The following is a 1,296-nucleotide window of genomic DNA, read 5'->3' as shown; positions in this document are numbered from 1 at the left end:
CTTGTCGTCTAATCGCTGTCAACTGCCCTGGGTACCGGACCTTGTCGTCTTCGAGGTCGGAAGAATGTGCCGCCTCATCATGGCCCTCGCCAGTGGATCTCCCCATGTGATTCCCGCGGTCTGAAGCCGCCCAAGAAGTTCCGGGATAATCCAGCCAGCGTCCTTCCAGGACGATCTACAGAGATACTGGCTTAGCTAGCTAGGCTCAGCTAGCCGGCGCCGCCGCGAACTCCGTGCCATCCAACCAGATACGGTGCAGGATGATGGCGAGTTTGCGCGCCACGGCGACCTTCGCCTTTCGCGACCCGATCCGAGCCATTAATTGCTGGCCCCAACGGCGGAGTGCACTAGCTTTGCGCACGCGCGTCATGAGCGCGTTGGCCGCCTCGAACAAAAGGCTTCGGGCCATGCGGTCGCCTGACTTGGATATCCGGCCAGAGATATCGACCTCGCCGGATTGATAGCGCCGAGGTGTCAGGCCGAGAAACGCTCCGACATCGGTGGATCGGGAGAAGCGGTTAGGATCGTCTATGGCCGTCGTGAACGTCAATGCAGTAATCGCGCCTACACCGGGGATCGTTATCATGCGCTGGCAGGCCTCATGGGTGCGCGCGAGACGTAGAAGCTGCGAATCGAGCCTCTGCCTGCGCTCTCCCGCAACACGCCAAGCCTCAAGCAGCGCGTCAATGGCGCTTCGGATCAAAGGGTCCGCCGGACATCGCGTGAGCACTGCGCGCTCGAACGTTCCCCCCTTACCGGCTGCGAGCACCACGCCGAAGGTCTTCAGTAGACCACGAATTTGATTGTAAAGCGTCGTTCGAATCGCCACGAGTTCGCTTCTGGCTGAGAGCAGGGCTCGGATACGACAGCTCTGCAGGCTCTTGATGGCGACGGGCCGGTACCAACCGGAGCGTACCACTTGCGCGATCCCAAATGCATCGTTCACATCGGTCTTGTTAACTTGCAGCGAGAGCGCCGCCGCGACATGGCGCGCGTGGATACAGTCGATTGGAACTTCGAGAGCGCGCAGCCCATGCCAAAGCCAGATCGCCAGCGGCCCGGTTTCCATGCCGACCCGAACCGCGTCTGGCGCGTGCTCGCGCAGCGCCATTGCGATGCACTCCGGTTCCGAGGAGCATTTGCCCCGCCAAGTGCGCCGACCGTCGGCGTCGATCACACAAATCTCCGTCTCCTTTTGCGATACATCCAAACCAACATAAAGGGTCATCACATGCTCCTCGTTTGCACTGAGGAGAACATTCTACCTCAGCCTCGAGCGCGCGATTAGGCCATGTG

General features: G+C 60.6%; 1 protein-coding gene. It reads right to left on the bottom strand.

The features are described from left to right. Window positions 1-205: 205 nt before the first annotated feature. A complete protein-coding gene (locus tag GGD62_RS40510; protein WP_183714855.1) occupies window positions 206-1,228 on the bottom strand; it encodes an IS110 family transposase in 1,023 nt (340 codons plus the stop codon). Window positions 1,229-1,296: the final 68 nt, after the last annotated feature.

The organism is Bradyrhizobium sp. ERR14, assembly GCF_014198235.1.
Lineage (GTDB): Bacteria > Pseudomonadota > Alphaproteobacteria > Rhizobiales > Xanthobacteraceae > Bradyrhizobium.
Note: the sequence above shows the minus strand (reverse complement) of the source record. Positions and strands in the feature narration are given on the sequence as shown.

Coding starts and splice junctions, on each gene's coding strand:
- GGD62_RS40510 (WP_183714855.1), bottom strand. CDS start 1,228: ATGACCCTTTATGTTGGTTTGGATGTATCGCAAAAGGAGACGGAGATT.